Consider the following 21,009-nt stretch of genomic DNA (forward strand, 5'->3'; position numbering starts at 1 on the left):
GAGCCGCACTTTGTCTGTTATGGCCAGTACAAGGCTTGCCAACACTAACAAAAGCCCACCGACAGAACCAGTGATCAAGGGTTGTACATGACTCTAACCCCTTAGATCTCACACAGCCGAAACATACCGTTGTCCCGTGTCCTAGGACGGATATGGAATTATCATGTCGTGTGATTGTTGTCATACTGGTTAATAGCTACTGCTGAACCATCAGGAAAACGCGCCACTACCTCTAATTCACCACCTAGCGCATGAAGGTAGTTGCGAAGGGTAGACAGATAAACGTCTGACCGTTTCTCTACATTAGCAATATTAGGCTGTGTTGTGCTTAAGGCTTCTGCTAGCTCAGTTTGGGTAATGTCTTTTGACTGGCGAAGCTCTGCAAGAGTCATCTCTGTAAGTAGCTCAGCTGCTTTAGCAGAGGCTTTTGCCTGCACTTCAGGTGAGACCTGTTTTAGTAATTCAGATAATGGTTTTGCCATGTTCAAACCCTCCGGTTAGTGCAGCTCTTCTTTTTCTAAGTGTTTTAAGAACTCACCCTCTGCTATTGGAATCATCCGTTTGTAAAAGCGTTTATCGCCTGTTTTATCTCCACCACAAAGCAATACTGCTTGCCGCTTGGGGTCAAAGGCAAAGAATATGCGATATGGCCTGCCTTGATGTTGTGTTCTTAGCTCCTTCAGGTTTTTGACTTCCTTAGTGCTTTCTAAAGTGTCTGCATAAGGTCGGCCTAGTTCAGGCCCACGAACTTCAAGCAGTTTAATAACAGTCAATACAGATACCTGTTCAGCCTCGTTAAGTCCCAAAAACCATTGGTCAAACTCATCTACGGTAACAACCTTCCACATAGGTACCCATCTTACTATTAGTTTAAGTCTAGTATAACTTCAAAGTTATATAATTTAAAAGTTATATTTTAGCAGAAAGTGCGTAAAACCCCGTCCTTTGATGGCGGGGAGGATGTCAAATTATAGCTTGACTAGTAATCAACCAAGTAAGTTGTTTGTCATGCCTTTGATGTGTATAATTTTATTAAAGCATACACATTAAAGGTAAATAGCAATGCGGACCAACATCAATATTGATGACAACTTAATGGCTGAAGCTCTTAAGATTACTGGCTTGAAGACCAAAAAGGATGCTGTAGAAGCTGGTTTGAAGATGCTTATTAAACTTAAGCAGCAAGAGAAGATTAAGCAGTTTCGCGGCAAACTAAACTGGGAAGGTGATCTAGATGAGATGAGGACTAATTAGTGGTTCTTGTTGATACAAGCGTTTGGATTGACTACTTCAATGGTAAAAAAACTGCCCACACTGACAAATTAGACAACCTACTATCTACTGACATAGTGGTGATTGGTGATTTAATCCTGGCTGAAATACTCCAAGGTTTTCGGCAAGATAAAAACTTTAAAAAAGCTAAAGAGCTACTCACAGCACTTGATATTTATCCTTTGTGTAACCAGCACCTTGCCATTAAGAGTGCCGAAAACTACCGAACTTTAAGGAAGAAGGGTATTACAGTCAGGAAAACGATTGACTGTATGATTGCCACATTCTGTATTGAAAATAAAATACCACTACTGTATTCAGACAAAGATTTTGAAGGGTTCAGAGCCCATTTAACGGATTTCGCGGAATTCTCCATCTATAGCGGCATTGTGTAACTCAATACCAGAAATAGGCTTAAAGTGCTTTAGGTTGGTTGTGCATAGTGTTTCACCATAGCGAACAGCTGTTGCGGCAATTAAAGCATCGCCCATTTCTACACTATGGCTAAGCGCAAACTGTTTTGTATAGCTGCGTGCATTGATAGAAATTTGTGGGTCAATTTCATAGATTTTGAATTGCTGATTTTCTAGCATTTTTTCAAAGTGCTTTAGTTCCTGTTTATTGCGGCAAAATGGCACAAATTCCATGTAGGTAACAGCTGAAATAGCCCGTTCTGGTGTATTTAAGATCATACTTTTAGCGGCTTCATACCCACGAGCCGCATAAATCAGAATACTGGTATCAAATATCATCTAACCGCGCCCTTCTTCCTTTCCGCAATTGGCGTATTTCATCCTCAACTTGTTCAACTGAAGTGGTGTTGTCACTATGCATACCAAAAAATGCATCAACGTTTTTGTTAGCGCTAGGCACCTGGAGGCTGGTAGTTTTAGGGTGAACGACTCCAAGCACTTCGCCATGGTACGTAATTTCGACAGACTCCCCGCGCTTGAGGGCATCAATCAAGGCCTTGTGCTGACTTTGTAGCTGTGATGCTGTGATTTGCATGTTGCTACCCCATAAAATATATATTTTAAATTATATATTTTAATTGGCATCCCGTCAAGCCTCCCTCCTCAAAAAGGTGACTGCTCCCCGCCAGCACTGGGCGCAGGTTTACGGCACTTTCACTAAGCCCAATCAAATCAGGTGGGGTTTGTAGCAATAGCAAAGTTAGAGGGTTTAGAGCATGGTTAATCACGAACATTACACATATAGGGTTACTTGGTCTGAGGACGATCAGGAGTATGTAGGCTTGTGTACTGAGTTTCCTAGCCTTTCATATCTGGATGAAAGCCGTATGAATGCACTAGAAGGCATTTGCAGCCTAGTTAAAAGCGTTGCTGCTGATATGAAGGAAAATGGCGAGACAGTGCCAGAGCCAATCTCAGAGAAAGCATACAGCGGTAAGTTTATGGTTCGCATTCCGCCAGAGCAGCACCGTTTACTAGCCATGAGAGCGGCTGAGTCGGGTGTTAGTTTGAATAGGTATGTGAGTTCTAAGTTGGTGTAGTTTGTAGTGCAGGTAAGCTTCAATGCCTTTCGTTGTCCCGTGTCCTAGGACATGGGACAAGCAGAAAGTTAAGGTAAACTGAGAAATCATCTGCTAACAATAGCCTTGCTTAGTAATGATAACGACACTGAACAACAATAATAGCTGTGTCTGTTACCTTGTATACTAGGCGGTGCTCTCTATCGATCCGCCGAGACCAGTAGCCAGACCAGTTATGTTTTAGTGGTTCTGGGTCGCCTAAGCCATCGAACGGCTGGCGCTTTATATCTTTAATGAGAGTATTAATCCGCTTGAGCGTTTTTTTATCTGTTTGCTGCCAATATAGATAATCCTCCCAAGCCAGTTCTGCCCAAGATAGAATCATTCTTCAATCAATCCACGCTCAACCGTTTTACCATCTTCAACTTGAGCAATGGCTTGATTCAAGCGCTCTGCATTACGTTGGCTAGCCATAAGGTAAGCTGTGGCTTCATAAGATTTGAAGTCTTCCAGAGACATCAAGACAGCCGGTTTGCCATTCTGGCGGGTAATCAAGACAGGCGTATGGTCATCGTTAACCTTGTCTAAAGTCCCAGCTAGCTTACTTCTGAAGGCTGAATAACTGATTGTGTCCATAATAACACCTTTCTATGCATTGTACTTATTATTGTACTTGTACTTAATCTTGTACGCAATGGTATACTTGACCTGTATAGCAACAACTACATAGAGCTGGAAGCGTTAAAATGAGGCTGTTTGAAGAAATAAAACAAGGATTTGATGACTTGAAAGAAGAGAGAAAAAGTAAATTAGCATTATACCCTGTTTATATTCATACCGATGAAAATGGCGGCTCTTCGCGTCTTTGCGTGGAATGATCAAAAAGCCAGCATGCCTGGAGCAAACCGATCTAACCCCATCGTATCAATGATTAACCGCTGAAAGAGCTTTTTGGGACTGGACAACCCATAGCACCGACGCTTTAATACTTTCACCTTATTATTAAAACCTTCTACAAACCCACTGTTGTGACGACCAATAAAATAATTCGTGATTGGCTGCTGGTATTTCACTAAGGTTTTAATGAAATGATCAAAGCAGGTTAGGTCAGAATCAGTGACCTCAGCAATCCACTCGGTTATTTTATCTCTGGCTATTTCTGGCGTTATATGGCTATCGAAAATAGCACTTAATTCACGGCTAAATTGATAGGCTAGCTTCAGTTTAGGTGACCGCTTAAACAGCTTTTCAACAATTGGCTTTTCCGCTTCCGTAAAATGATCTTTTTGTTTTCGTAGTAAAGCAATGGCTGGTTTTAAGGCAGTATACTCTGTCGGTGTTAGTAGCTTCTTTAGTCGACTTAACTCGGATTTTCGCAAATTAATGAGGCTTTTACGATATAGTTTTCTAACATGGAAACGATCCGCCACGATGGGTACTTTATCTTTGAATACTGCTTTACAAGCATTCATGTAACCCTCATATAAATCACAACAAATCGCTCGAATCGTCTTCCGTAAACGGCGAGGTATTGTACGCAAAAACCTGATGATATCCCTTTTTTCTCGCCCCTCTACTACTCCCAACAGGTGCACCTGATCATGCACTCGATAGGTAATCAGGGTCACAAAATCACGGTAGCCTTTTTTCAGACTAATTTCATCAATCCCTAAAATACCCAAATCTTGAATAATAGAATAATTAATTTCTGATTCTACGTAGCGATCAATTAATGCTTCAACTACGTGGTAGTCGACTGACTCTTTACGACTCACATCAGCAACAGTGGAATTGACTAACTCAAACAACAGGTGATGTTCAAAGGGTTTAGTCATTTTAGCATTGACCTCATACCAATCGAGTGTTTCTGTCGTGGTAGGGTCACCATCACAATTCGCACACAGGCCGCGGCGAGGGGTTATTTCAATGAAGGTGTTTTTGCCAAACATGGGCAAATGCCGTAGCCGTAACATCCGCCCCAAACCATGCCCTTTTGTAGGCTTATTACAGACTCTGCAAGGCACGCTCTCTCGTGTACTTTTTACCTCGATGGTAATTTCCCGTGCTGATAAATTAGAGCGTACCTTGACCACTTCAACGTCAGATAAACCTAATAATTCGGGTGTAATGTTGAGCGAGTTTGAACGTTTTGTGAACATATGTCGTGCAGTAAAATCATCGATTCTGTGGACTGGTCGTCATTGTACATAAATCAGACGATCCACGCAAAGACGCGAAGATCCGAAAGATCAGGCCGCTTAAAATCCTGATGAGTAGAGCAGGGTAGCAGTTATTCAACAGAAAATTGCTGTAACTCAATACCAGAAATAGGCTTAAAGTGCTTTAGGTTGGTTGTGCATAGTGTTTCACCATAGCGAACAGCTGTTGCGGCAATTAAAGCATCGCCCATTTCTACACTATGGCTAAGCGCAAACTGTTTTGTATAGCTGCGTGCATTGATAGAAATTTGTGGGTCAATTTCATAGATTTTGAATTGCTGATTTTCTAGCATTTTTTCAAAGTGCTTTAGTTCCTGTTTATTGCGGCAAAATGGCACAAATTCCATGTAGGTAACAGCTGAAATAGCCCGTTCTGGTGTATTTAAGATAATACTTTTAGCTGCTTCATACCCACGAGCCGCATAAATCAGAATACTGGTATCAAATATCATCTAAACGCGCCCTTCTTCCTTTTCGTAGTTGGCGTATTTCATCCTCAACTTGTTCAACTGAAGTGGTGTTGTCACCGTGCATACCAAAAAAAGCATCAGCCTCTTTATCTGCTTCTATAGGCTTAATGCTTGATGATTTGGGATGAACCACCCCTAAAACCTCACCATGATAAGTAATCTCTACTAGCTCACCGCGCTTTAGCGCATCTATGAGCGCTTTGTGCTGGCTTTGTAGCTGTGATGCAGTGATTTGCATGTCACTCTCCTTTAAAATATATATTTTAAATTATATATTTTGATTAAGTGCCCGTCAAGCCTCCCACCTCAAAAAGGTGACTGCTCCCCGCCAGCACTGGGCACAGGTTTACGGCACTTTCACTAAGCTCAATCAAATCAGGTGGGGTTTGTAGCAATAGCAAAGTTAGAGGGTTTAGAGAATGATTAATCACGAACATTACACATATAGGGTTACTTGGTCTGAGGAAGATCAGGAGTATGTAGGCTTGTGCACTGAGTTTCCTAGCCATGAGAACGGCTGAATCTGGTGTTAGTTTGAATAGGTATGTTAGTTCTAAGTTGGTGTAGTTTGTAGTGCAGGTAAGCTTCAATGCCTTTCGTTGTCCCGTGTCCTAGGACATGGGACAAGCAGAAAGTTAAGGTAAACTGAGAAAGCATCTGCTAACAATAGCCTTGCTTAGTAATGATAACGACACTGAACAACAATAATAGCTGTGTCTGTTACCTTGTATACTAGGCGGTGCTCTCTATCGATCCGCCGAGACCAGTAGCCAGACCAGTTATGTTTTAGTGGTTCTGGGTCGCCTAAGCCATCGAACGGCTGGTGCTTTATATCTTTAATGAGAGTATTAATCCGCTTGAGCGTTTTTTTATCTGTTTGCTGCCAATATAGATAATCCTCCCAAGCCAGTTCTGCCCAAGATAGAATCATTCTTCAATCAATCCACGCTCAACCGTTTTACCATCTTCAACTTGAGCAATGGCTTGATTCAAGCGCTCTGCATTACGTTGGCTAGCCATAAGGTAAGCTGTGGCTTCATAAGATTTGAAGTCTTCCAGAGACATCAAGACAGCCGGTTTGCCATTCTGGCGGGTAATCAAGACAGGCGTATGGTCATCGTTAACCTTGTCTAAAGTCCCAGCTAGCTTACTTCTGAAGGCTGAATAACTGATTGTGTCCATAATAACACCTTTCTATGCATTGTACTTGTTATTGTACTTGTACTTAATCTTGTACGCAATGGTATACTTGACCTGTATAGCAACAACTACATAGAGCTGGAAGCGTTAAAATGATGCTGTTTGAAGAAATAAAACAAGGATTTGATGACTTGAAAGAAGAGAGAAAAAGTAAATTAGCATTATACCCTGTTTATATTCATACCGATGAAAATGGCGCGGTTGGCGGGTTTGCGCCTGGAGTATTTGGATTGTTCTTTGCTGGTAAGGATATTGAGGATTGTATCAAGGATGCTAAAAGCGCTTTTACTGGACATTTTGATTTGCTGATTGAAGATGGCCAGGAAATACCAAGCCCTACCGCAGTAGAGCAGCACCTTGATGATGAAGACTGTAAAGACGGCTTTTGGTTTATGGTTGAGGTTGATGTCAGTAAATACCGAGGGCAAAATTCTATACCCGATTGCGTAAGGCCAGAGTTTCAAGTAACGATAGACACTTCAGATACTGCCAGTGTTTGGCGAGAACTCCTTAATGATGACCCAATAATAGCCAAAAACTATATGCTGAGGTCTGCTTTAACTAGTGCTATTACTGAACAAATTAAACGACGTAAGCTAACTAATACTGACGCAGCCAGGTTGCTAAATATTTCCCATACAGCAGTAAGTGTGCTTTTAAATGGCAATATGGGGGATTTTAACTTGGATGAGCTTGTCGATATAGCTCATAAGTTAGGGTACAGGATTTGTTTGGATATAGCATGTTGATCTTGTTACCGTGTAACAAATGCTGGCTTATTCTTCTCTGCCCTCTGGCTTCATGTCTAGCCAGTCTCGATCATCACCAGTTACTAGACTATCTTTGGGGCTGTCTGAAAGCAGCTTTTTGAGTACATCTTCTGCTTTCTTTTTGCCTTTGATTATATCATCGGCTTCATGGATGCTGGCCAGAAGTTCGTCAAATTGTTTTTTGTCCATAAGGGTGTAGTTAAGGCGGGATAATCCGCCTACTTTGAATTCCAGTTGTCTAATTTAATATCAGGCACTTTGCTAAAATGTCGCTGATTATTTGTCACAAGCATCGCATCAACACTTAAGGCATGACCTGCTATCATAGTGTCATTTGAGCCTATTGGTGTACCTTGAGAAAATAAATAGGCTTGTAATGTAGAAAATGACTCAGCCGCTTGAGCATTCCAAGGCAACACTTTATCTATTCGCTCAATTAAGCCATGAATTAAATTTAAGTGTTTTTCTCGCGCTTGAGAACGCTCAGCCCCCAGCAAAAGCTCTGCATAAGTAATAGCAGAAATGCAAATGCTAGCCCCGAATTCAGACTGCTTTTGCAGGGTTTCCAGTACTGAGATAGGGCGCTTTCTAATAATGTAACTACACATATCTGTATCAAGCATGTACAGCATTAGAACTCAACCCTATTTGTTTCCATTATATCGGCGCGCTCAGCCATAAAGTCATCATCAGCGGCTGGTAATTCAGCAAAGGAAAGCCACGACTTTCGTTTAGGTGTTAATATGATTGAATCACCTTCTTTGCGGATAAAGACTTCGTCAATACCGCTAAACTCAAACATCTTTGGCAGCCTAACGGCTTGATTCCGCCCATTGGTGAATAGCTTGGCAGTTCTATCAGGCATAGTAAGTACCTACCCTTTTTGCTTCAATATTGGTATATGCCTAGCATATGTCATGATTTGGCATAGGTCAAGCATATGTCGTTGAGTCTGCGTTAGTCATGGAGCAAGGGTAAATGCCATCAAAATTTGAAGAGCTAGCCAATATTAAAGAGTATGACGAGATTAAAAAGGCCATTAAAAATGGTGAAACAGAGCTAGTGCCTGATGCTGTTGTAACTCGTCTGCTGGATGGTGAAAACCCTGTAAAGGTCTGGCGTGAACATCGAGGGCTTAAGCAAAAACAACGGCTCTTCGCGTCTTTGCGTGGATCGTCTGATTTATGTACAATGACGACCAGTCCACAGAATCGATGATTTTACTGCACGACATATGTTCACAAAACGTTCAAACTCGCTCAACATTACACCCGAATTATTAGGTTTATCTGACGTTGAAGTGGTCAAGGTACGCTCTAATTTATCAGCACGGGAAATTACCATCGAGGTAAAAAGTACACGAGAGAGCGTGCCTTGCAGAGTCTGTAATAAGCCTACAAAAGGGCATGGTTTGGGGCGGATGTTACGGCTACGGCATTTGCCCATGTTTGGCAAAAACACCTTCATTGAAATAACCCCTCGCCGCGGCCTGTGTGCGAATTGTGATGGTGACCCTACCACGACAGAAACACTCGATTGGTATGAGGTCAATGCTAAAATGACTAAACCCTTTGAACATCACCTGTTGTTTGAGTTAGTCAATTCCACTGTTGCTGATGTGAGTCGTAAAGAGTCAGTCGACTACCACGTAGTTGAAGCATTAATTGATCGCTACGTAGAATCAGAAATTAATTATTCTATTATTCAAGATTTGGGTATTTTAGGGATTGATGAAATTAGTCTGAAAAAAGGCTACCGTGATTTTGTGACCCTGATTACCTATCGAGTGCATGATCAGGTGCACCTGTTGGGAGTAGTAGAGGGGCGAGAAAAAAGGGATATCATCAGGTTTTTGCGTACAATACCTCGCCGTTTACGGAAGACGATTCGAGCGATTTGTTGTGATTTATATGAGGGTTACATGAATGCTTGTAAAGCAGTATTCAAAGATAAAGTACCCATCGTGGCGGATCGTTTCCATGTTAGAAAACTATATCGTAAAAGCCTCATTAATTTGCGAAAATCCGAGTTAAGTCGACTAAAGAAGCTACTAACACCGACAGAGTATACTGCCTTAAAACCAGCCATTGCTTTACTACGAAAACAAAAAGATCATTTTACGGAAGCGGAAAAGCCAATTGTTGAAAAGCTGTTTAAGCGGTCACCTAAACTGAAGCTAGCCTATCAATTTAGCCGTGAATTAAGTGCTATTTTCGATAGCCATATAACGCCAGAAATAGCCAGAGATAAAATAACCGAGTGGATTGCTGAGGTCACTGATTCTGACCTAACCTGCTTTGATCATTTCATTAAAACCTTAGTGAAATACCAGCAGCCAATCACGAATTATTTTATTGGTCGTCACAACAGTGGGTTTGTAGAAGGTTTTAATAATAAGGTGAAAGTATTAAAGCGTCGGTGCTATGGGTTGTCCAGTCCCAAAAAGCTCTTTCAGCGGTTAATCATTGATACGATGGGGTTAGATCGGTTTGCTCCAGGCATGCTGGCTTTTTGATCATTCCACGCAAAGACGCGAAGAGCCGATAGTTTCCCTTTGCCTGTTAGTCACTTTAAACATGAAAAAAATTGACTTATATAATTATGTTAACTAATAAGTTACCAGTATAGTTTCATTCATAAGAGTTTAAAATTTATATATGAAGTACTTAAAATATATAATAACTTTATTCTTAATAGCTGTTGTTACTATAGTTTGGATATATTACGATAAAAAAAATATATCTATTGTAAGTAATGAAGCTGGCTGTGATAGGAAATTGACATATGCTTGGACAGGTTTAAGTGAGCCATTTATATTGGGAAGTGCTAAAGCACCTTCGGGTATTGATATAGAAATTTTAAACTCAGCATTAAAAATTGTAGACTGTGAAGCAGTCATTGAAGATTTAAATACATTATCGTGGAAACGAAATTTATCATTGTTGAGTATTGGTAAAATTGATCTTACTCTTCAAGCCTCTTTCAGTAAAGAAAGAGAAAAGTATGCAAACTTTAGTTCTCCATATCGAAGTGAATATATTGCTATTTTTATAAGAAGCGAGGATCTTAAATATGAAAAATTCAAAATATCAAAAATTGAAGATTTAAGTAAATATGATTTTTTACTTGGAGTAGGTTTGAGTAATATTTACGGACCAAAAGTTGATGGTGTTATAGAGAGAATGGGGAGCAAAATCAAGAGAAATAAGACGGTAGTTAAAAATAGAAAAGCCTTGCAAGCCAAGTTAATTGATGGATATATATCCTATATTCCAACAGAATTAATTAAGATCAAGAAAAATAAACTAGAAGATAAAATAAAAATTCTTCCTAACTCTATAGTAAAAACAGGAGATGTTCATCTCATGCTTAGCAAGGCTTCCACATCTGAAACAACTTTAAAGAAAATAAATAATGGAATTGAAAAAATAAAAGAAAATGGTACGTATGATTTAATTATGAACAATTATAGTAAGCAGTATCAACTACCTAGTGTAAAATGATTTTTAAATGAGAGGTTAAGTTATGAAATCATTTTTATTTATTTTCACGATAACAATCTGTTTAAACTCATTTGCTGACTCTACCGAAGGAATTACATATCTAACTGAAGAGTACCCTCCATATAACTTTAAGGATGAAGAAGGTAATGTTGTTGGAATTAATGTAGACATTTTAGTTGAAATGTTTAAACTGCTTGGTAGCTCAAAGAGTAGAAAAGATATAAAACTACAACCTTGGGTAAGAGCTTATAGAACAACTAAAGATACTACTGAGAAAACAGCTCTATTTACTACATCTAGAACTACTAAACGAGAAGAATTATTTAAATGGGTTGGTCCTTTAGTTGGAGGTACGACAAGTTTGATAGTATTAAAAAGTAACCCAAATAATGTAAGCATTAGCTCAGATGCTGATTTTCTTAAATATAAATATGCTGTTATCAGAGATGACTCAGCAGAAAGCCTATTATTAGCAAGAAATGTACCAAAGAAAAATTTAAGTTATTCAACTAAGTTTCTATCGATGATAAAAAAACTACAAAATAATCAAGTTGATGCTATTCCATATAATTTTATTACTGCAAGTGCTTTAATGAAAAAGAATAATATAAACCCAGATACTATAAAGTCAATAGTAGATATTCCACGGCCTAATAGCAAAGGAAACCACATAGCCTTTAATAAGTCGGTTAGTGACAGTATTATACTAGAACATCAAAAAGCTTTAGAAAAAGTATTATCCAATGAAGAATTGGTTGAATCTATCAAAAAGAGATATTTAAGTTTAAACTGACTGTCATTATCGCCTTTTTAGTAAAAATTATCATTAATTTTGTTTTTTATAGATGTATTAGAGAGATTTATATTTTGTTTTTAAAAAAAGCGTTCTTTAAATTTTTTATCTTTATTTTTATACCATTAGCACACTGCAACCCGGTAAAAATATGTTTGGGTGATGGTAATGAATGGCCTCCATTTACATACTATGAAAGGGTTAATGGGAAGTCAATAAAAAAGTAACAATTGGGATAGCTACAGAATTAATATTGAGTTCATTAAAAAAAAGTGGTTTTAGTTATGAAATTAAATATTTAGCATGGAGTAGAGTTCACTATCAAATATCAAGGTTTGGTAAAAATAATGTTTGTGAAATGACCTGGGATGCAAGTTATAAAGATGAAAGAGCTAAATATAGTTATTACACAGTTCCTTTATACCGACTAAACCAAGGCATTTTCTTCTCGAGAAATACATACGAAAGAATACCTCATATAAAAATTGCTGATTTAAATAAATATTCTATTTGTGGTATTTTAGGGTATAATTATGCTAATTTTAATGTACTTAAAATAAGAAGAGTTTATAAGGCCAAGCAAGTTCTTAATATGTTAGACAAAGGGAGATGTGATTTTTTTCCGAGTGAAATCGAGCCAATAATGGGTAGAAGTTTAATTGAAAATAATTTTCTTCCGCCAAGTATAGGCTATATTGTATTTGATAAATTTTACAAAACTTACTATGGAATTATTTCGAAGCAGTCTCCAAGGTCCTTACAATTGTTGGTTAAAATTAATCAAGAATTAATTCGTTTTCGAGAACAAGGAGTTGCTAAGAAAATTTTTATAAAGTATGGAATAAAGAATATTAATATATAGTAATGAAACCGTGGATTCAACTAACAAGTGCAACTCAAAAACATCGGCTCTTCGCGTCTTTGCGTGGAATGATCAAAAAGCCAGCATGCCTGGAGCAAACCGATCTAACCCCATCGTATCAATGATTAACCGCTGAAAGAGCTTTTTGGGACTGGACAACCCATAGCACCGACGCTTTAATACTTTCACCTTATTATTAAAACCTTCTACAAACCCACTGTTGTGACGACCAATAAAATAATTCGTGATTGGCTGCTGGTATTTCACTAAGGTTTTAATGAAATGATCAAAGCAGGTTAGGTCAGAATCAGTGACCTCAGCAATCCACTCGGTTATTTTATCTCTGGCTATTTCTGGCGTTATATGGCTATCGAAAATAGCACTTAATTCACGGCTAAATTGATAGGCTAGCTTCAGTTTAGGTGACCGCTTAAACAGCTTTTCAACAATTGGCTTTTCCGCTTCCGTAAAATGATCTTTTTGTTTTCGTAGTAAAGCAATGGCTGGTTTTAAGGCAGTATACTCTGTCGGTGTTAGTAGCTTCTTTAGTCGACTTAACTCGGATTTTCGCAAATTAATGAGGCTTTTACGATATAGTTTTCTAACATGGAAACGATCCGCCACGATGGGTACTTTATCTTTGAATACTGCTTTACAAGCATTCATGTAACCCTCATATAAATCACAACAAATCGCTCGAATCGTCTTCCGTAAACGGCGAGGTATTGTACGCAAAAACCTGATGATATCCCTTTTTTCTCGCCCCTCTACTAGGGGTCCTGTGGAAGAACCCTCGAAAATGACGAGTGCATGGGATAATTGATTAAAGTTCGAGTAATAACTGAGCTTCTTTACTGTCTTCTGATATATTCAAGTCTGATTGACTGTCTCTCCAAAAGAGCTGTTTTACATGCTTCTCCAGAATCTGCGCCATAGCCTCCACGTCAATTTTTCCGTTACTTTTCTTAAAGCTATAACGGCCTGTAAATAGCATGTGCGTCCAAGCAATGGGCGATACTCGGATAAATTCATCAATAGCCTTTTGAGACGCACCATTGGCTAACATTTTCTCATGCACTGAGTTCAGGATCATGCTGTTATATGCAATGATGCAATTGGCAACTAGCCTAGCAGCATGGGCACTGATGCGATTTTCGACAATTTTTTTGCCTTGGAATACGCCTTTGTAGGTTTTTCTGATGTTGTTTTGTAGCTGATGATAAGCTTCAGTTCGGTTTCTTGCGGTTCGAATTGCTTTTCGGAGTTGCATGTCATCAATCAGGTTAAGCACATGGATACTCTTAAAAATAGTGTTATATTCAAACAGTGCGGCTTTTAACCTGGCGTAGCGTGAATGGGAGTTGAGCTTTCGAATGATATTGCTTTGGGTGTTTTCTTGCATTATCAGGGACAATAATACCCGCATCACACCCCGCCGTTGAGAACGAATGCGTTCAACGTTAATAACTCCTTTAGGCTTGATAACGCTAGTATCGTAATCTAAGGGTTGAGCAGCATATAAATTGTCAGCAGCTTCCCGTACATTTTTAATACTAGGGACATAATCTACATCAATAGAGTCCAGCGCTACAAAGTTCAGCTTGTTTAGTGAGTGGTTGTCACCAGTCACCATGTGAATATCAATATCAGTTTTATTGTTGTATATCATGTCGTAAAGTGAGTGGCCTTCATACTCATTCAAACCGATGTTTTTTGCATTCACAGCAACGTAATTAGCGATCAGTGTATAGAGGGATATACCTCGACCTTTACCTAGGTATTTTCTGGAATAGCGTGATTGAATAGTGCTATCAGTAGTCATAAATTTTTGCCCATCAGCGTCAGCCAGCACCTTTTCATCCATTAAATTCCACTGTTTAAAAATCGGCAGCAAATGAATGTAGTTACTGACAATATCATTAGCTGCACACAGTGTATCGATACGAATAAAATCCTCCCGAGTTGATCGCAACTGATTAAGCTCTAAGTCTGACATGTCCGCCATTTTTAAAGCACCAAACCCAAAGGCTTCCGATAATAAGCAAGCGTTTATTGCCTGAGGCAGTGGTTTTTTCCGCTTGGCATAGCGGTCTTTCATGTGGGTAAATCCGTTCCACATACCAATTCGATCGCCAATGAACATCACGATATTGGCTATTTCAGCTTTGGGAAGGTTTTTGAAGAATGCATCGTCCAGCTTCTCAGTGCTGTCATGTAGTAGGCTCCAGTGTTGCAACCCAGTTTTGGTTTCCCTAATGCTAAATCCAGGATTATTATTTTCTTGGATATTGCAGGTAGTTCGCTCCCAAGCATCATTGAGTTCTTGAAGTACATCATCAAGTCGTTGATCGCAATAAATTGGTATTTTGAGATAGCCAAAATCTGCAGCGATCTTTTCTACGTTGTCTACCAGCTTGTCATCAATTAAGTCATTATCGATATCGCAATAGGAAATACTGTCATTGCAGTATAATCTGCCCCGATCAATTTCATGATAAATTTTCTGGTAAATAAAAAATTCGAAGAGGTATGGATCAATATGGGTATCGGTTGGCTTTCGCTTCAAGTATTTAACCATGCTCTTCGGCACAGTAAATCCAAGATCATCGTAAATCTTCAAGTCTGATGGGCTTTTCCCTCTGGCGTAATGTGATTTCAACACGTCAATCAACCCGCCAATATAGCTGTTGTCTTTGTAGTATTCGAACGTCACTGTCGTGAAAATAGGGCGAAGGTACAGTGAAAAAAGCCGAGATGATTTAGCGTAGTATTCCCATAAAGCAGCTTTTTTATCGAAGGATTTGCCATCCAGAAATTCGGCCAAAGCCGAAAATTGCTCTTTGGGTAAGATACTGTAGGCCACCTCATTTAACTCTTCTTGAGTCATACTCGAACTTCGAGCTGGAAACCACTTCAGGAATTTAGCCAGTTTTGGAAAATTAGTGACGATACTAGAGCTGTGTTCCATTTGAGCTATCGAAGCGTAGGCTTTACCTGCATCCATGATCGCTCGGGTATGATAGTTAAAACTAACTATCAGGTTGTCTATTATTTGCTGATAACGGTGAAAAGCAAAACAGAGGGTGTGCAACCACTGCTGAGGTTGACTCAGCCTTCTTAATCGAGACGCTGTGTATTGCTCAGCAATATCAGCATAATAACGAACCGCATTTTTTGATAGATTTAGTAAAGGAATAAATCTTTTGGCAAAGGTATACAGTTTCTCGATGCGCAAGGCTTTGTCCACTTCTGTTTTGACTGCTGTGTATTGAAAGTCCTTTTGATCAGCGCGGATAATGTTAAGTGTAGTAATACCATCATCCCGATAAATCAGGTCAGCAAGCTGATTACTCATTGACGTAGGTATTGATGCAATGATGGTATTTAATCGATTTTCCTCATCAGAAAATGCTCGACTGAAAATATCCTGAAGTGTCGTATAGGAAGGTATAATAATTTTTTGGTGATCAAAGTAGGCTAATAGCTGGCGGAAGGCACTATGCCCTTTAGGATAGTAATGCAGTAAATCACCAACATGAGCTTGTATTTCAGGTGTAAAATCCGATGTCCAATTGCGATAGCTGAATAAATAAAGAATCGCCTGGCGTTGAATTCGAACATAGTCACGAGAAATACGCCCAGTGAACATTTTCGAGACTGGTCTACTGTAATAGGTGTTTACGATAAACTGGACATCGTTTTTGACTTCATCAAAGGTGAAATTGAAGAATTGCTGTTTAGCTTTGAAATACCCTAGTTGAAGTATAAAATATACACATGTTTTTGTGTTGGCATACTGGGCCAACACTTGTTTCTCTGACTCACTTAGTGAAAAATATAACTTTTGTTCATGCGTATTAAATATTGGCCGTACATAAAGCTCTTCGACTTCCGAGCGGGATAACAGGTGGATGCGTTTAGTGTCTTCCATCACAAGTAACTATTTTACTCCTACCCACAAGGGCCACTGGTACTTTAGCTGAAGCTGTCGGGAAACAGTTGTTTTCCGGTCGGCACAACATTTAGAAAAAAATTACTCTTTTTGTATGCTAAGAAATGTACGGAAAACCCTGTCGATATCATATACTATACGGAAATCATAAACTATGGGTTTTCCGCATATGCTTGTAGGCTACATGCGCGTATCATCTGACTCTGATCGCCAAAACACTGATCTACAACGCGATGCGTTGCTGGCGGCTGGCGTAGATGAGCGGTTTCTGTTCGAAGACCATGCTTCTGGTGTTAAAGATGATCGACCTGGGTTATCAAAAGCCCTGGCATTTGTAAATCCTGGCGATGTACTGATCGTTTGGAAGCTTGACCGGCTTGGTCGATCGTTGTCGCACCTCTTGACTATCATTAACACGTTACAAGAGCGAAAGGTCTCCTTTCGTTCTTTGACTGAGGGAATGGATACCACCACGGCATCTGGTGAGTTGCTATTCCAAGTGTTTGGCGCACTGGCACAGTACGAGCGCAGCTTGATACGCGAGCGTGTCATTGCTGGTTTGGCGGCAGCTAAGCGGCGTGGACGTGTCGGCGGGCGACCACTGGCTATCACAGGAGAAAAACTAGAGGCCATTATTACTGCTCTAGATAGTGGTATGTCCAAGGCAGCTGTCTGTAGAAACTTCGGCGTTAAGCGGACTACGCTCATCGATACGCTTGCCCGTGTCGGTTGGCCAGACAACAATGGTTCAAAAAAGTGAATACCAAACCCTTTTGTCTGACTTAGGCTACAGGAAATAATTCGAGGGTTTACTGCCGAGCTGTCATTACCAGTCTGTACGCTAAATTTTACTGCATCCTAAGATTATTATTTACTAACTCGTCATTTTCGAGGGTTCTTCCACTGGCCCCCTACTACTCCCAACAGGTGCACCTGATCATGCACTCGATAGGTAATCAGGGTCACAAAATCACGGTAGCCTTTTTTCAGACTAATTTCATCAATCCCTAAAATACCCAAATCTTGAATAATAGAATAATTAATTTCTGATTCTACGTAGCGATCAATTAATGCTTCAACTACGTGGTAGTCGACTGACTCTTTACGACTCACATCAGCAACAGTGGAATTGACTAACTCAAACAACAGGTGATGTTCAAAGGGTTTAGTCATTTTAGCATTGACCTCATACCAATCGAGTGTTTCTGTCGTGGTAGGGTCACCATCACAATTCGCACACAGGCCGCGGCGAGGGGTTATTTCAATGAAGGTGTTTTTGCCAAACATGGGCAAATGCCGTAGCCGTAACATCCGCCCCAAACCATGCCCTTTTGTAGGCTTATTACAGACTCTGCAAGGCACGCTCTCTCGTGTACTTTTTACCTCGATGGTAATTTCCCGTGCTGATAAATTAGAGCGTACCTTGACCACTTCAACGTCAGATAAACCTAATAATTCGGGTGTAATGTTGAGCGAGTTTGAACGTTTTGTGAACATATGTCGTGCAGTAAAATCATCGATTCTGTGGACTGGTCGTCATTGCACATAAATCAGACGATCCACGCAAAGACGCGAAGAGCCGAAAAAGAGGCCTTAAGGGGGCAATCATTTTTGGGCTAAAGGGTATTGTGTTGATACAGTTGGCTTAAATGAAGAAATGATTAAAAACTATGTTAGATATCAAGAACAGCTTGAAAAGCGACAAAAATAATTTGATATTTAGTTAGTTATGTTTTCTATGGGGGATGGCATGCTCACCTTCTAATAGGGCAAGCTGATGCCACCTTTTAAGGTCCAAAAGAAAAACCACCTTCTAAGAAGGAGGATTATTTACTTAGAACTTTTATTGTAGATTCTAGAAATATTTTTCTATTTTTGTCGCTTGCAGGTGGCTCTGAATCGCCAAAAATTGCTTTGAGCCAATGCCCATCAGTTGGATTTGGAAAAATAATATAACGTTTCCCAAACTGGTGCTTTTCTTCTTCCATTAATGAGAGTCTTTCTTCTGTATTTGATGAATAAAACTTTCTCGAAAAATCATTAAGGTTATCTCCTAAAAATGCAATAATATTATGAGTTTTTTCGATTTTACTTTGTGGTTTCTCTTTATTAGATGTATCACTAAGAACAACTAAGTGATCTGTATCTGCATTAGGTAATTTAGCATGCCTTATATTTGACATAGCAATTTCATAAGTAGGCTTACCTTGATTTCGGCTTGTAACATAAAATACTTCTACATTATTTTTTTCACAAAATTTAAAAAAGTCAGCAGCACCAGGAGCAAGGGTCATTTGGTTGAGAGGTACCCAAGCATCCCAAGTGGGATCATCAAAGAAGTCTTTACCTTGCTTCATCAATATGCTCCAATAAGCAAGTGGTAGTAAAACGGTATCATCTAAATCAGTTACAATTGCTAAGGGCTTATCACCCTTTTTACGGGTTTTAAGCGCATCTTGCACACGGAGTTTTGCAAGAGTATAGCCTTGGTAATATAGTGCTCTGTATTCTGCTGCGGTTTGCTTCCAGGCAACGGCGGCAATATATTGATTGTTGGTTCCATTCTTTGAGGGTCCGTTTAAGTTCATTGTTGATTCATTTGCGGCAACATTAAAGCTCGAGGAAAGTAATACAGCGAGAAAAAGGGTGTCTATTTTTTTCATATTGTCATCCAATAATTGCTGAAAAAAATCAGCTTAGTTTATTATTATTAATAAGTTTTTTTTATATTGTATTAACTATTATACAAGCACTCTTTTGAAGTCTCAACCATCATTGAGTACAGTGAGTAAGTACATAGTTACTTTATTGCAACCCTATAGTTAAGTCTGTGAACTATTTTTAAACAACCAAAAATAATTTATATATTTTTTTTGTTCGGTTGGATAAGTATATTTAAGGCTCTATATGGATTCCTAGGGGTAGAACATAATACTACAAAAGAGGTATTATTTGGCTCTTCGCGTCTTTGCGTGGAATGATCAAAAAGCCAGCATGCCTGGAGCAAACCGATCTAACCCCATCGTATCAATGATTAACCGCTGAAAGAGCTTTTTGGGACTGGACAACCCATAGCACCGACGCTTTAATACTTTCACCTTATTATTAAAACCTTCTACAAACCCACTGTTGTGACGACCAATAAAATAATTCGTGATTGGCTGCTGGTATTTCACTAAGGTTTTAATGAAATGATCAAAGCAGGTTAGGTCAGAATCAGTGACCTCAGCAATCCACTCGGTTATTTTATCTCTGGCTATTTCTGGCGTTATATGGCTATCGAAAATAGCACTTAATTCACGGCTAAATTGATAGGCTAGCTTCAGTTTAGGTGACCGCTTAAACAGCTTTTCAACAATTGGCTTTTCCGCTTCCGTAAAATGATCTTTTTGTTTTCGTAGTAAAGCAATGGCTGGTTTTAAGGCAGTATACTCTGTCGGTGTTAGTAGCTTCTTTAGTCGACTTAACTCGGATTTTCGCAAATTAATGAGGCTTTTACGATATAGTTTTCTAACATGGAAACGATCCGCCACGATGGGTACTTTATCTTTGAATACTGCTTTACAAGCATTCATGTAACCCTCATATAAATCACAACAAATCGCTCGAATCGTCTTCCGTAAACGGCGAGGTATTGTACGCAAAAACCTGATGATATCCCTTTTTTCTCGCCCCTCTACTACTCCCAACAGGTGCACCTGATCATGCACTCGATAGGTAATCAGGGTCACAAAATCACGGTAGCCTTTTTTCAGACTAATTTCATCAATCCCTAAAATACCCAAATCTTGAATAATAGAATAATTAATTTCTGATTCTACGTAGCGATCAATTAATGCTTCAACTACGTGGTAGTCGACTGACTCTTTACGACTCACATCAGCAACAGTGGAATTGACTAACTCAAACAACAGGTGATGTTCAAAGGGTTTAGTCATTTTAGCATTGACCTCATACCAATCGAGTGTTTCTGTCGTGGTAGGGTCACCATCACAATTCGCACACAGGCCGCGGCGAGGGGTTATTTCAATGAAGGTGTTTTTGCCAAACATGGGCAAATGCCGTAGCCGTAACATCCGCCCCAAACCATGCCCTTTTGTAGGCTTATTACAGACTCTGCAAGGCACGCTCTCTCGTGTACTTTTTACCTCGATGGTAATTTCCCGTGCTGATAAATTAGAGCGTACCTTGACCACTTCAACGTCAGATAAACCTAATAATTCGGGTGTAATGTTGAGCGAGTTTGAACGTTTTGTGAACATATGTCGTGCAGTAAAATCATCGATTCTGTGGACTGGTCGTCATTGTACATAAATCAGACGATCCACGCAAAGACGCGAAGAGCCGGTAATTTATCCGTTCGCAGTACAACAGGAAAAGGCACTACATTCCAAATTGAACTGCCAGCTCAAAATGCAAGCTAGAACTAATTGCTTAATAGATGGTTTACTAGGCTTAATGATACGTGAGGCGATT

30 protein-coding genes and 1 pseudogene are annotated in these 21,009 nt (G+C 39.5%); 12 read left to right on the plus strand and 19 right to left on the minus strand.

From position 1 onward, the window contains the following. Positions 1–161: 161 nt before the first annotated feature. A complete protein-coding gene (locus G4Y78_RS27215; RefSeq protein WP_163836089.1) occupies positions 162–482 on the minus strand; it encodes an XRE family transcriptional regulator in 321 nt (106 codons plus the stop codon). A 15-nt stretch (positions 483–497) separates the two neighbouring features. Beyond that, the gene (locus tag G4Y78_RS27220) at positions 498–848 is read right to left on the minus strand and encodes a type II toxin-antitoxin system RelE/ParE family toxin (protein ID WP_163836090.1); all 351 of its coding nucleotides are present in this window, start codon (positions 846–848) and stop codon (positions 498–500) included. 214 nt (positions 849–1,062) lie between these two features. On the opposite strand from G4Y78_RS27220, the gene G4Y78_RS27225 reads away from it, so the two are divergent. Then, positions 1,063–1,254, plus strand: coding sequence for a type II toxin-antitoxin system VapB family antitoxin (locus G4Y78_RS27225; protein ID WP_163836091.1), 192 nt, complete (start codon positions 1,063–1,065; stop codon positions 1,252–1,254). Further along, the gene (vapC, locus tag G4Y78_RS27230) at positions 1,254–1,667 is read left to right on the plus strand and encodes a type II toxin-antitoxin system VapC family toxin (RefSeq protein WP_163836092.1); all 414 of its coding nucleotides are present in this window, start codon (positions 1,254–1,256) and stop codon (positions 1,665–1,667) included. The genes G4Y78_RS27225 and vapC overlap by 1 nt, the downstream gene beginning before the upstream one ends. Here the strand turns inward: vapC and G4Y78_RS27235 are convergent. Both G4Y78_RS27235 and G4Y78_RS27240 read right to left on the minus strand, forming a co-directional pair. Next, positions 1,623–2,024 carry a type II toxin-antitoxin system VapC family toxin gene (locus G4Y78_RS27235; RefSeq protein WP_163836093.1) on the minus strand — a complete coding sequence of 134 codons (402 nt, stop codon included), beginning with the start codon at positions 2,022–2,024 and terminating at the stop codon, positions 1,623–1,625. The genes vapC and G4Y78_RS27235 overlap by 45 nt on opposite strands. Further along, positions 2,014–2,280 carry a hypothetical protein gene (locus G4Y78_RS27240; protein WP_163836094.1) on the minus strand — a complete coding sequence of 89 codons (267 nt, stop codon included), beginning with the start codon at positions 2,278–2,280 and terminating at the stop codon, positions 2,014–2,016. Before G4Y78_RS27240 ends, G4Y78_RS27235 begins: the two co-directional genes overlap by 11 nt. 181 nt (positions 2,281–2,461) lie before the next feature. Here G4Y78_RS27240 and G4Y78_RS27245 point away from each other — a divergent pair, with 181 nt between their 5' ends. Further along, positions 2,462–2,785, plus strand: a complete 324-nt coding sequence (locus tag G4Y78_RS27245; protein ID WP_163836095.1) for a type II toxin-antitoxin system HicB family antitoxin — start codon at positions 2,462–2,464, stop codon at positions 2,783–2,785. 109 nt (positions 2,786–2,894) lie between these two features. Here the strand turns inward: G4Y78_RS27245 and G4Y78_RS27250 are convergent, their stop codons facing one another. Then, entirely contained in the window at positions 2,895–3,149 is a 255-nt protein-coding gene (locus tag G4Y78_RS27250) for a Txe/YoeB family addiction module toxin (RefSeq protein ID WP_163836096.1), read from the minus strand. Beyond that, complete coding sequence (locus G4Y78_RS27255) at positions 3,146–3,400, minus strand: type II toxin-antitoxin system Phd/YefM family antitoxin (protein ID WP_163836097.1); 255 nt, start codon at positions 3,398–3,400, stop codon at positions 3,146–3,148. The genes G4Y78_RS27250 and G4Y78_RS27255 overlap by 4 nt, the downstream gene beginning before the upstream one ends. A gap of 110 nt (positions 3,401–3,510) precedes the next feature. Here G4Y78_RS27255 and G4Y78_RS31465 point away from each other — a divergent pair, with 110 nt between their 5' ends. Further along, positions 3,511–3,642: a hypothetical protein gene (locus G4Y78_RS31465; RefSeq protein ID WP_268935028.1), complete on the plus strand. Its 132-nt coding sequence runs from the start codon at positions 3,511–3,513 to the stop codon at positions 3,640–3,642. Here G4Y78_RS31465 and G4Y78_RS27260 read toward each other — a convergent pair whose 3' ends face one another. The 5 genes from G4Y78_RS27260 to G4Y78_RS27280 form a co-directional block, all read right to left on the minus strand. Then, on the minus strand, positions 3,643–4,923 hold the full coding sequence (locus G4Y78_RS27260; protein WP_163836066.1) for an ISL3 family transposase: 1,281 nt from the start codon (positions 4,921–4,923) through the stop codon (positions 3,643–3,645). Positions 4,924–5,054: 131 nt separating this feature from the next. Next, a complete protein-coding gene (locus tag G4Y78_RS27265; protein ID WP_163836098.1) occupies positions 5,055–5,435 on the minus strand; it encodes a type II toxin-antitoxin system VapC family toxin in 381 nt (126 codons plus the stop codon). Further along, positions 5,425–5,691, minus strand: coding sequence for a hypothetical protein (locus G4Y78_RS27270; protein WP_163836099.1), 267 nt, complete (start codon positions 5,689–5,691; stop codon positions 5,425–5,427). Before G4Y78_RS27270 ends, G4Y78_RS27265 begins: the two co-directional genes overlap by 11 nt. Positions 5,692–6,129: 438 nt before the next feature. Next, a complete protein-coding gene (locus tag G4Y78_RS27275) occupies positions 6,130–6,384 on the minus strand; it encodes a Txe/YoeB family addiction module toxin (protein WP_163836100.1) in 255 nt (84 codons plus the stop codon). Beyond that, entirely contained in the window at positions 6,381–6,635 is a 255-nt protein-coding gene (locus G4Y78_RS27280; protein ID WP_163836097.1) for a type II toxin-antitoxin system Phd/YefM family antitoxin, read from the minus strand. Before G4Y78_RS27280 ends, G4Y78_RS27275 begins: the two co-directional genes overlap by 4 nt. A 110-nt stretch (positions 6,636–6,745) precedes the next feature. On the opposite strand from G4Y78_RS27280, the gene G4Y78_RS27285 reads away from it, so the two are divergent. Continuing rightward, complete coding sequence (locus tag G4Y78_RS27285; RefSeq protein WP_163836101.1) at positions 6,746–7,402, plus strand: type II toxin-antitoxin system HicB family antitoxin; 657 nt, start codon at positions 6,746–6,748, stop codon at positions 7,400–7,402. A 27-nt stretch (positions 7,403–7,429) separates the two neighbouring features. Here G4Y78_RS27285 and G4Y78_RS27290 read toward each other — a convergent pair whose 3' ends face one another. Genes G4Y78_RS27290 through vapB form a run of 3 tightly spaced genes read right to left on the minus strand, consistent with a single transcriptional unit; the run spans position 7,430 to position 8,288 of the window. Then, positions 7,430–7,612, minus strand: coding sequence for a hypothetical protein (locus G4Y78_RS27290; RefSeq protein ID WP_163836102.1), 183 nt, complete (start codon positions 7,610–7,612; stop codon positions 7,430–7,432). Between the two features lie 29 nt (positions 7,613–7,641). Next, entirely contained in the window at positions 7,642–8,055 is a 414-nt protein-coding gene (locus G4Y78_RS27295; protein ID WP_163836103.1) for a type II toxin-antitoxin system VapC family toxin, read from the minus strand. Next, complete coding sequence (gene vapB, locus G4Y78_RS27300; protein WP_163836104.1) at positions 8,055–8,288, minus strand: type II toxin-antitoxin system VapB family antitoxin; 234 nt, start codon at positions 8,286–8,288, stop codon at positions 8,055–8,057. Before vapB ends, G4Y78_RS27295 begins: the two co-directional genes overlap by 1 nt. A 113-nt stretch (positions 8,289–8,401) precedes the next feature. Between vapB and G4Y78_RS27305 the strand changes: the two genes are divergently transcribed. The 5 genes from G4Y78_RS27305 to G4Y78_RS27325 all read left to right on the plus strand — a co-directional run bounded on the left by G4Y78_RS27305 (position 8,402) and on the right by G4Y78_RS27325 (position 12,581). Beyond that, a complete protein-coding gene (locus G4Y78_RS27305; RefSeq protein ID WP_163836105.1) occupies positions 8,402–8,641 on the plus strand; it encodes a hypothetical protein in 240 nt (79 codons plus the stop codon). A 16-nt stretch (positions 8,642–8,657) separates the two neighbouring features. Continuing rightward, on the plus strand, positions 8,658–9,938 hold the full coding sequence (locus G4Y78_RS27310; RefSeq protein ID WP_163836066.1) for an ISL3 family transposase: 1,281 nt from the start codon (positions 8,658–8,660) through the stop codon (positions 9,936–9,938). Between the two features lie 142 nt (positions 9,939–10,080). Next, complete coding sequence (locus G4Y78_RS27315) at positions 10,081–10,926, plus strand: substrate-binding periplasmic protein (RefSeq protein ID WP_163836088.1); 846 nt, start codon at positions 10,081–10,083, stop codon at positions 10,924–10,926. 22 nt (positions 10,927–10,948) lie between these two features. After that, positions 10,949–11,719, plus strand: coding sequence for a substrate-binding periplasmic protein (locus tag G4Y78_RS27320; RefSeq protein WP_163836069.1), 771 nt, complete (start codon positions 10,949–10,951; stop codon positions 11,717–11,719). Between the two features lie 253 nt (positions 11,720–11,972). Beyond that, complete coding sequence (locus tag G4Y78_RS27325; RefSeq protein WP_163836106.1) at positions 11,973–12,581, plus strand: substrate-binding periplasmic protein; 609 nt, start codon at positions 11,973–11,975, stop codon at positions 12,579–12,581. Between the two features lie 72 nt (positions 12,582–12,653). On the opposite strand, the gene G4Y78_RS27330 is transcribed toward G4Y78_RS27325, so the two are convergent. Further along, positions 12,654–13,451, minus strand: coding sequence for a transposase (locus G4Y78_RS27330; RefSeq protein ID WP_329604980.1), 798 nt, complete (start codon positions 13,449–13,451; stop codon positions 12,654–12,656). Continuing rightward, positions 13,405–16,512, minus strand: a complete 3,108-nt coding sequence (locus G4Y78_RS27335; RefSeq protein WP_163836108.1) for a Tn3 family transposase — start codon at positions 16,510–16,512, stop codon at positions 13,405–13,407. The genes G4Y78_RS27330 and G4Y78_RS27335 overlap by 47 nt, the downstream gene beginning before the upstream one ends. Before the next feature lie 190 nt (positions 16,513–16,702). Here G4Y78_RS27335 and G4Y78_RS27340 point away from each other — a divergent pair, with 190 nt between their 5' ends. Then, the gene (locus G4Y78_RS27340) at positions 16,703–17,293 is read left to right on the plus strand and encodes a recombinase family protein (RefSeq protein WP_163836109.1); all 591 of its coding nucleotides are present in this window, start codon (positions 16,703–16,705) and stop codon (positions 17,291–17,293) included. Between the two features lie 122 nt (positions 17,294–17,415). Here the strand turns inward: G4Y78_RS27340 and G4Y78_RS27345 are convergent, their stop codons facing one another. After that, complete coding sequence (locus G4Y78_RS27345) at positions 17,416–18,030, minus strand: transposase family protein (protein ID WP_163836110.1); 615 nt, start codon at positions 18,028–18,030, stop codon at positions 17,416–17,418. Between the two features lie 103 nt (positions 18,031–18,133). On the opposite strand from G4Y78_RS27345, the pseudogene G4Y78_RS27350 reads away from it, so the two are divergent. After that, a pseudogene (locus G4Y78_RS27350) lies at positions 18,134–18,244 on the plus strand (transposase); the annotation flags it as partial. 115 nt (positions 18,245–18,359) lie between these two features. Here G4Y78_RS27350 and G4Y78_RS27355 read toward each other — a convergent pair. Beyond that, positions 18,360–19,196, minus strand: coding sequence for a 5'-nucleotidase, lipoprotein e(P4) family (locus G4Y78_RS27355; RefSeq protein WP_163836086.1), 837 nt, complete (start codon positions 19,194–19,196; stop codon positions 18,360–18,362). 318 nt (positions 19,197–19,514) lie between these two features. Continuing rightward, the gene (locus G4Y78_RS27360) at positions 19,515–20,795 is read right to left on the minus strand and encodes an ISL3 family transposase (protein WP_163836066.1); all 1,281 of its coding nucleotides are present in this window, start codon (positions 20,793–20,795) and stop codon (positions 19,515–19,517) included. Positions 20,796–21,009 lie beyond the last annotated feature (214 nt).

The organism is Spartinivicinus ruber (assembly GCF_011009015.1).
GTDB lineage: Bacteria > Pseudomonadota > Gammaproteobacteria > Pseudomonadales > Zooshikellaceae > Spartinivicinus > Spartinivicinus ruber.